At 71.6% G+C, this 8,393-nt stretch carries 8 protein-coding genes; 3 read left to right on the plus strand and 5 right to left on the minus strand.

Annotated features, from left to right (window positions below; translation table 11 throughout):
• Positions 1–232 precede the first annotated feature (232 nt).
• Entirely contained in the window at positions 233–1,129 is an 897-nt protein-coding gene (locus tag VM681_04975; GenBank protein HVL87349.1) for a DsbA family protein, read from the plus strand.
• Positions 1,130–1,179: 50 nt separating this feature from the next.
• The gene (locus VM681_04980) at positions 1,180–1,404 is read left to right on the plus strand and encodes a hypothetical protein (protein ID HVL87350.1); all 225 of its coding nucleotides are present in this window, start codon (positions 1,180–1,182) and stop codon (positions 1,402–1,404) included.
• A gap of 10 nt (positions 1,405–1,414) precedes the next feature.
• Here the strand turns inward: VM681_04980 and VM681_04985 are convergent, their stop codons facing one another.
• The 5 genes from VM681_04985 to VM681_05005 are packed head-to-tail and all read right to left on the minus strand — an operon-like array spanning position 1,415 to position 7,748.
• Positions 1,415–3,349 (minus strand): acetate--CoA ligase, encoded by a 1,935-nt coding sequence (locus tag VM681_04985; protein HVL87351.1) that lies wholly within the window; start codon positions 3,347–3,349, stop codon positions 1,415–1,417.
• Between the two features lie 27 nt (positions 3,350–3,376).
• On the minus strand, positions 3,377–3,904 hold the full coding sequence (locus tag VM681_04990) for a methylated-DNA--[protein]-cysteine S-methyltransferase (GenBank protein ID HVL87352.1): 528 nt from the start codon (positions 3,902–3,904) through the stop codon (positions 3,377–3,379).
• A gap of 22 nt (positions 3,905–3,926) precedes the next feature.
• Complete coding sequence (locus tag VM681_04995) at positions 3,927–4,589, minus strand: hypothetical protein (GenBank protein ID HVL87353.1); 663 nt, start codon at positions 4,587–4,589, stop codon at positions 3,927–3,929.
• 35 nt (positions 4,590–4,624) lie between these two features.
• Positions 4,625–6,481, minus strand: a complete 1,857-nt coding sequence (locus VM681_05000; GenBank protein HVL87354.1) for a winged helix-turn-helix transcriptional regulator — start codon at positions 6,479–6,481, stop codon at positions 4,625–4,627.
• A gap of 58 nt (positions 6,482–6,539) precedes the next feature.
• Positions 6,540–7,748 (minus strand): aminotransferase class I/II-fold pyridoxal phosphate-dependent enzyme, encoded by a 1,209-nt coding sequence (locus VM681_05005; protein ID HVL87355.1) that lies wholly within the window; start codon positions 7,746–7,748, stop codon positions 6,540–6,542.
• Positions 7,749–7,797: 49 nt separating this feature from the next.
• On the opposite strand from VM681_05005, the gene VM681_05010 reads away from it, so the two are divergent.
• The coding region (locus VM681_05010; GenBank protein HVL87356.1) for a DMT family transporter at positions 7,798–8,393 on the plus strand (596 nt) is incomplete at its 3' end.

Raw genomic sequence — 8,393 nt, forward strand, 5'->3', positions numbered from 1 at the left:
GCGGCAGTTCGCCCGCCCAATCATATACCTTATGGCGGAACGTTTGGTCGTCATGAAGCTCGTCTGCGCCGACTGCGGCTGCCTCGTCGAGAAGGGGCTCGTGCACGAGCGGTGCACGGACCCGACCTGCTGCTGCGTGGCGCTGCCGTCGGTCCGCAAGGCGAGCGCGTGAGCCGGTCCTCACCCGCGCGTAAGCCACATTTCTTTTCCGGGGAGCGTCCATGTCGTCGGCGTGGCGGAAGATCCCGCACGTCCGATCGGATCGCAGGCAAGCGCGTGGGCCGTCTCGTACGCCCGCACGCCCGACGCCTCGCTCGCTCCCGCTCCGGCGGGCAAGGTGCGCGTCGAGCTTCTCACGGACCCGTACAGCGTCTGGTGCTGGGGCTTCGAGCCCGTCCGCCGCGCGCTCGAGCATCGGTACCCGTCGGTCGAGTTCCGTCCGCTGCTTGGCGGCATGTTCGAGCGCCTGCCCGATCCGCAGGGCATCGGCTTCGACGTCGAGCGCTTCTTCGCCGCGGTGCAGCGCACGACGGGGATGCCCATCCGCGGCGACGCGGCCACGCGCGACCGCGCGACGAGCACCTACCCGGCGTGCGTCCACGTGCACGCCGCGCGCCTGGTCGCGCCCGACCGGGAGCGGACGTACCTGCGGGCGCTGCGGGAGGCCGTGTACCTCGACGCGCGCAACGTCTCGCGGGTCGAGGTCGCCGCGGACGTCGCCGCCTCGGTGGGCATCGACGAGGACGAGTTCCGCGAGGCCGTCGCGACGGGCGAGCCCGAGCGCGAGTTCCGCGGCGCGCTTGCGGGCGTCGAGTCGCTCAACCTACGCGCCTACCCCACGCTCCTTGTCACGTGGGGGGAGCGCACCGCGCGCGTCGAAGGATTCCAGTCGCTCCCCGCGCTCCTGGGCGTCGTGCAATTCCTCACCGGAACGCTCCTCGTGCCCGCGCCGCCGCCTCTGCTTGCCGCCGCGCTCCCCGCCGGCGAGCGCGTGGCGACGCGCGAAGTGGCCGAGGTGCTTGGCGTCTCGATGGAAGACGCGCACGAGCAGCTGCTCGAAGCCCTGCGGCGCGGCGACGTCACGCGCGAGCGGTACGCGACGGGCGACGTGTGGCTGCGCCGCGAGTAGACGCAAAAACTCCAAGAGCCGGAACGAGCCTCACGGGCCGGGGGCTTCCCATGCGCGCGTCCATGAGCCTGCTGCTTGCCATTGCCGTCTTGATCGGGTTTGCCGGAACGACTGCCGCTTCGCCGGGCGCAAGCGCCCAATGCAAGGACATGCTCGACCCGCAATCGTGCGACGTGTGCGTCTGGGGCATCCACCCCTACATGGCCATGTGCGCCGTCCTCGGGCCCATCGCCTCGCCCGTCCCGCCGCCGTGCACGTGCCCGCCCATCGACTGAAGGCGCCGGCCTAGCGCGCGGCGCGAATCTCCTCCAACGACTTCGGGTTTTCGAGCGAGGAGAGGTCGCCCGCGTCCTTGCCCGTGGCTGCGGCGCGGACGGCGCGGCGAAGGATCTTGGCGTTCCGCGTCTTTGGAAGCTGCGTGACGAACAGGATGCGGTCGGGCCGGAAACTCTTGCCAAGCGCCGCGGCGACGGCGGCGGAAAGCTCCGCGCGCATCTCGTCGGTGGCGAGCACGCCCGCGCGCAGCACGGCGTAGCACCACAGCGCCTCGCCCTTTGTCTCGTGCGGGATGCCAACGGCGGCGGCCTCGGCCACCTTGCCCGTGTCCACAAGCGCGCTCTCGACCTCGGCGGGGCCCAGGCGCTTGCCCGCGATCTTGATCGTGTCGTCGCTTCGGCCGTGCAGGTACCAGTTGCCCTCGGCGTCGATCGAGGCCCAGTCGCCGTGCACCCAGAGGCCCGGAATCTTGCTCCAGTACGCCTCCAGGTACCGATCGGGATCCTTCCAGAGCCCCCGCGTCATGCCGGGCCACGGCTTGCGGCAGACGAGCTCGCCGACGGTGCCGCGCGGCACGGGATTGCCCTTGTCGTCCACGACGTCGACGTCCATGCCAAGCGCGGGATGCCCAAGCGAGCAGGGGCGAAGCGGCGTCGTGGGAAGCGGCGACAGGAAGCAGGCTCCGACCTCGGTCCCGCCCGAGAGATTGATGATCGGGCAGCGCGAGCCGCCCACGACCTCGAAGAACCACCGCCACGGCTCCGGGTTCCACGGCTCGCCCGTCGAGCCGAGGATCCGAAGCGAGGAGAGGTCGTGCGCGCGGACCGGCGCGTCGCCGTGCTTCCGGAGCGCTCGCACGAGCGTGGGCGAGATGCCAAGCGTCGTGATCCGATGCCGCTCGATCATGGCCCACAGCCGATCGGGGCTCGGGTGGTCGGGCGCGCCCTCGTAGAGGAAAAGCGTGCCGCCAAGCGCAAGGCACCCGACCGCCTCCCACGGGCCCATGATCCAGCCCATGTCGGTGAACCAGAACAGCACGTCGCCTGCGCGAAGGTCCGTCTGGTGGAGGACCTCCTGCGCGATCTTCACGAGAAAGCCGCCGTGCACGTGCACGCTTCCCTTGGGCCGCCCCGTCGTGCCGCTCGTGTAGATGACCATCCACGGGTGCTCGCTGTCGACGGGCGTCGCCGGCAGGTCCGCGCGCGCGCCGGCAGTCGCCTCTTCCCACGTCACGTCGCGCCCGGCCGTCCAGGGAACGTCGAGACCCAGGCGGCGCACGACGACGACCCGCCGCACGGTCGGGCACGCCGCGACCGCCTCGTCGGCGACTCGTTTCATGTCGACCTTCGCGCCCTTGCGGTAGAACCCGTCGGCCGTGACAAGCGCCTTTGCGTCGCAGTCGGAGAGTCGCTTGGCGACGGCGTCGGCGCCGTAGCCGGAGAACACGGGAACGAAGATGGCGCCGATCTTCGCGATCGCAAAAAGCGCGGCGATCGTCTCGGGGATCATCGGCAGGAAGACGCCCACGGCGTCGCCCTGCCGCACGCCCGAGCGGGAAAGCGCGTCCGCGAGCCGGCTCGTCTGCGCGGCAAGCTCGCCGTAGGTCCACGTCCGCACCGCGCCGTCCTCGCCCTCCCAGACGACGGCGCGGGCGTCGGGCCGCCGCGCCGCGTGCTTGTCCACGCAATCGTGCGCGAGGTTGAGCTTGCCGTCCACAAACCAGCGGGCCCACTCCTTGCCGCGCGTCACGTCCAAGACTTTCGTATATCCACGAAACCACGAAACATCGATTTCCCGCTCGACGGCGCCCCAGAACCAGGCGGGATCCTCGCGCGAGCGCGAAAGCAGCTCCTCGGGCGAGGAGAGCCCGAGCTTCCGGACAAAGCGCGTGACGTTGGCCGACTCGACGACCGAGGGCGGCGGCATCCACGCGTAGGGCTCCATCGGGCGTGCAAGCGCGCGAGGCTCGGATCAAGATTCCGGCGCGGCCGCGAGCGGGCGCACGCCGGATTCGAGCGCAAGCAGCCGGCGCTTCACGTCGAGGCCGGCGGCGTATCCGCCGAGGGTTCCGTCGTGCGCGACGACGCGGTGGCACGGCACGACGATCATGAGCGGGTTGCGGTGGTTGGCCATGCCGACGGCGCGGAAGCCGTCCGTCGCGCCGACCTCCTTTGCCACCCACTTGTACGTGCGCGTCGCGCCGTACGGAATGCGCAGGAGCGCCTCCCAGCAGCGCCGCTGGAACTCGGTGCCCGACGAGAGGTCGAAGGGCGTTTGGAAGGTCCGAAGCTCGCCGCGAAAGTACGCGGACAGCTCTTCGACCGGCTGGGCCACAGCCTTCGGGTCGCGCAGCGGCTCGACGCCAAACCGTTTCGTGGCCGCGGCGCGGAAGGCGATCTCGTCGCCGCCCCACCCTATGGCGGCGAGGCCCGCGTCCGATGCGCCCACGTGAAGCGGGCCGAGCGGGCTTGCGAAGACGTCGTACCGTATCTCCCGCACGCTTGCCAAGGTCCCGGCGTCCCTAAGGAGCTGCCGATTCCCCCCGCGCCAGGGTTTCGTGGAACAGTTCGCCCTGCAGCCGGAACGCGGCGGCGAACCCGCTGTACAGGGTGACGAGCCCCTGCTGGACGTGACGGTCCTCGCCGCAGTAGACGCCCACGCGGAATTCCGAACCGGGCGGGTACTCCCCAAGGATCCAGCCGGCGACGAGCGGCGAGCCTCCGAGCACGACCTTTCCGGCATCGCCCTGCTGGACCCACTCCTCGCCCTGCCGCAGGTACAGCACGGCGTACGCGCAGCGGGGCGCGTACGGTGGCTCGTCCACGTCGATCCGAAGGTGGAGGAACGTGGGGCGCGCGACGACCGGAAGCGCAATCGGGGTGCCCTGCGCCGCACCGAAGACCGCGCAACGTTCGACCCGTCCCGCGGCGCCCGGACAAAGCTCTCCTTCGGTGGTCCCCTCCGCGCCGATCGGCTCCGAGACGTTGCGCGGCGCGCCCGCGGGCGGCGCCGTGGTGTCCGTGGCCCCGGCGGGCGCTGGGTTCGAAGGCTCCGCGGGCGGCGGCTCCGACGACGTCGCAGGGGCCAAGGCTTCCGAGGCCGGCGCCTGCGGAGGAGCAGCCGGAGCGTCCGCGAGGCATCCGGCGAGCGGGAGCGCGGCCGCAAGGAGCAGGGCGAGCTTCATGACGCGGAAGCCGTCCTGCGCCCTCTTGAGTCGTTTCAGAATCGGCTGGAACCCGCCGGATCGATCCGCACGCTGCGCCCGTCGCGTCGTCGCGCAAGGAAGCCGCAGGCCTCCAGGTCCCGCACGAGGGTCGAGAGATGGCCCTTGCGCATGCCAAGCCGGGCGGCGAGCTCATGCTGGGAAATCCCGGGGCTCTCCTTGAGGATGCGGAGGAGGTCGCGGACGTGCTCGCGGTCGAGGACGGGCTCGTAGACGCGCGACGTCGCGGGCAGCACGGCCTTGCCCCGCGGCCCGTCGTGGACGCGCAGGAATCCGTTCTTCTCGAGCGTGCGGACGTGATGCTCGACCGTGTTGCGCGGAAGGCCGAGCCCTCGCGCGATGTCCTGGATCGTCTGGCCGGGAGCCTCGCATACGAAGCGGTACACGCGAGCGCGTTTGGCATTGGCAAGCGCGTCGGTCGGCCGGATGCGGTGGTACAGCAGCGCGCCGCCGAGGAGGGCCCCGGCCGCGCCGGCGGCGAGGGCGGCCGCCGGCGGGGCGGAGGGGGGAGCGCCCCCGATGCGCGCTCCGCCGGCGGAAGCCGGAGCGGCGGCGGCCGGCGAAAGGCCCGCCGGAAGCGGCGGGCGGTCGCGCTCGGCGGCCAGCGTGAGGGTGCCGCGCGCCTCGCCGTCGACAAACGTGATCGACGCGCCGGTGTAGCTCGCGCGGCCCGTGACCGGATCCTTCGCGCAGGTGCCGCGTGAAACGCTCGCGAGGGCGCCTTGGGGCAAGAAGTCGTAGTCGATGGTGGCGACCTCTCCTCGCTCCGGGGGAACGAGCGCAAGGAGATCCGCGAGCGCCTGGGGCGCGGGCGCTCGGGCGGCGGGGGCGGCTCCGAGGTGGCGCAGGCCGTAGGTGTCGAGGTCCGCGTGGATCGCGCGGTCGAGGGCGATTGGCGAACCGATCCGTTGGACGATGCCAAAGAGGCTGCCGTCGTGGTCGATCCACCCCGCGCTCCACTCGCCGCCGGGGGTTCGCGCGGCGCCGGGCGAAACGCACGGTACGCCTTTCAGGCGGTCCTTCCACGGCTCCTCGGAGAAGACGAGCGCGGTCGCGAAGGCGTGGCGCGCTTGAAGGAGGCGCGCGCCGGGACGCGAGGCGAGGTACGCCGCCGCGTCGGGATCTTGCGCGACAAGCGCGTCGTGCGCGGCGGCGAAGGGGTTTCCGGCAAGGTCGCCGTCGGCAGGCCCGCGCGCCCCCCACTCCACGAGGGGAACCCGCGCCGTCGCGACGGGACCGAGATGGACCGGCCGCAGCGGCTCGGCGCCGCGCCGGATGGCCACTCGTTCGAGGCTCCATCCGTCGCCGTCGACGCGCGCGGGCAGGCCCGGCGACTCGCTTGGCGTCGCGCGCGAGCCGTTGGCGCACGAGGGATCGGCCCATCGCAAGAGCCACGCGGCGTCGGCGCACCGTCCGAGCGTGGTGCGCGTGGCGACTCGGCGGTCGCCGTCCGTCGTGTCGAGCCACGAGATCGACCACGCCACCGCGTTGGAAGGGTAGCTCGACCAGTGGACGGCGACGGAGTCTGCTGCAGGCGGGGGGAGCCCGTCGTCCGCATGCGGGTTGAGGAAGGACGCGCGCGGCGGGGAAGAGGCGGCGCCCGGATCGAGTGGGGCCGCGTTGGCGACGAGGCTTGCGCGAAGGGTGGGCAACGGAACGACGCGGCCGTCCGGAAGGAACACGGGATCGACCCGCCATTCGAAGATTGCGCGAAAGGTCTCGGTTCCGCGCACGAGACGGTATTCGGCCGCGTCCCCTTCGCGCGGGGTCTCCGTCTCGTGCGGGTTCGCCGCCACCTGCGTGGCAAGGGTGGCCAGGAGAGCGAGGGCGAGGAGCCCCGGAGCGGGCTTCATGCGCCTTCCCATGCCCCCCGTGCATTAAGTCGGTTTTCGTGACGCCGTGGAACCTTCGTCACCCCAGCTTCGCCAACCTCGCTTGAGCCGCTCGCAGCGTCGCCTCGCTCTTTGCAAAATGGAACCGGACGAGGCTTCGCCCGAGCTCGGCGCGTGAGAAGAAGGAGCTTCCCGGGACGCCGGCGAGCCCGATCTCGCGCACGAGCCATTCGGCAAACGATCGGTCGTCCTCCTTGGCCGCCGCCGGCGCGGCGACGTCGCGGAAGTCGCACAGGACGTAGTAAGCCCCTTCGGGCGGATCGACGCGGAAGCCCGCCTTGCGCAGGAGGCCCACGAGGAGGTGGCGTTGCGCGTCGTAGCGGGCGCGAAGCTCCTCGTAGTACGAGTCGGGAAGCGCGAGCGCGGCGGCGACGCCAAGCTGCAGCGGGTGGGGCGCTCCCACCGTAAGGAAGTCGTGCACGCGGCGCAGGGCCACGCTCACGGTGGGCGGCGCAAGGAGCCACGCGACGCGCCAGCCCGTGGCGCTGAAGACCTTGCTTGCGCCTTGGATCGTGATCGTGCGCTCGTCCATGCCGGGAAGCGTGGCCATGGAGACGTGCTTGTGTCCGTCGTAGGTGAGGAAGTTGTAGATCTCGTCCGTGACGGCAAACGCGTCGTGGTCCGTGCAGAGGTCGGCCAGGAGCGAAAGCTCGTCGCGGCGCATGACGTGGCCGCAGGGGTTCGAGGGCGTGTTGAGGATGAGCGCTTTTGTTTTGGGCCCGAAGGCGGCCTTCATCTCCTCCTCGTCGAAGCGGTACCCGCGCTCCGGGTACAGGGGCACGAATCGCGGCCGCGCGCCCGAGAGCGCCGCGTCCGGGCCGTAGTTCTCGTAGAACGGCTCGGGCACGATCACTTCGTCGCCCGGGTCGCACAGCGCGAGCATGGCCGCCATCATGGCCTCCGTCGCGCCGCAGGTGACCGTGACGTTTGCGTCCGGATCGGGCCGAAGGCCGTCGCGGAGGCTCCAGCGGGCGATGGCCTGGCGAAGCTCGGGCGCGCCCCACGTGACCGCGTACTGGTTGCGCCCGCCGGATCGCATGGCCTCGACTGCCGCGTCGACGGCCTCGCGCGGCGGGTCCCAGTCCGGGAAGCCCTGCGCGAGGTTGACGGCGCCGTGGCGCGCGGCAAGGCGTGTCATTTCGCGGATGACGCTCTCGGGGAAGAGGTGCACGCGCGCGGCAAGGCGCGGATCGTCGAGCCGGTGCAAGGGTCCCGCGATCCCCGGCATGGACGAGGCGAACCTTCATCCGGCACTTGGACCTTGCGTTCCTGCGCACATGCGCAGGAACCTCCTCTCCGGCGCCGCGATCGCGCTTGCCTCCGCCGTCACGTTTGGCCTCGTGAACGTCGTCGCCAAATCGGCGGATCTCCACCCCCTTGCGCTCGCCTCGGTCGCGTACCTCCTGGCCGGCGCGGCGCTCTCGCCGTTCCTCCTGCGCGCGCGCTTTGCCCGCCGAGACGTGCCCCTGCTCCTCACGATGTCGCTTGCGGGGGGCGCCGTCGCGCCCGTGCTCCTGTTCGCGGGGCTCCTTCGGACGACGGCCGTGGACGCCTCGTTCCTCCTCACGGCCGAGATCCTCTTTGCGATCGTGCTCGCGCGCACGTTCCTTGGCGAGCGCGTGGGCGCGCGGGCGGGCCTTGGCATCGTGCTTCTCGGCGGCGCCGCGCTTGCGGTTGCGGCCGCCACGCTCGAGCGGGGCGGGAACGCGGGGGGAGACCTCCTCGGGAACGCGCTCGTGGTGGCCGCGACGCTTGCGTGGGCGATCGACGATGTCGTGAGCACGCGGCTTGCGGGCTCCTACGCGCCGCCGCAGCTCTCGTCGCTCAAGGGCCTCGTGGGAGGAGGCGCGGCCACGAGGACCGCGCCTCCTCC

The organism is Candidatus Thermoplasmatota archaeon, from assembly GCA_035541015.1.
In the GTDB taxonomy this organism is placed as follows: domain Archaea; phylum Thermoplasmatota; class SW-10-69-26; order JACQPN01; family JAIVGT01; genus DATLFM01.

What these genes read in the sequence shown, in the direction of transcription:
- VM681_04980 (HVL87350.1), top strand. Translation starts at nt 1,180, where the DNA reads ATGCGCGCGTCCATGAGCCTGCTGCTTGCCATTGCCGTCTTGATCGGG.
- VM681_04985 (HVL87351.1), bottom strand. Translation starts at nt 3,349, where the DNA reads ATGGAGCCCTACGCGTGGATGCCGCCGCCCTCGGTCGTCGAGTCGGCC.
- VM681_04995 (HVL87353.1), bottom strand. Translation starts at nt 4,589, where the DNA reads ATGAAGCTCGCCCTGCTCCTTGCGGCCGCGCTCCCGCTCGCCGGATGC.
- VM681_05000 (HVL87354.1), bottom strand. Translation starts at nt 6,481, where the DNA reads ATGAAGCCCGCTCCGGGGCTCCTCGCCCTCGCTCTCCTGGCCACCCTT.
- VM681_05005 (HVL87355.1), bottom strand. Translation starts at nt 7,748, where the DNA reads ATGCCGGGGATCGCGGGACCCTTGCACCGGCTCGACGATCCGCGCCTT.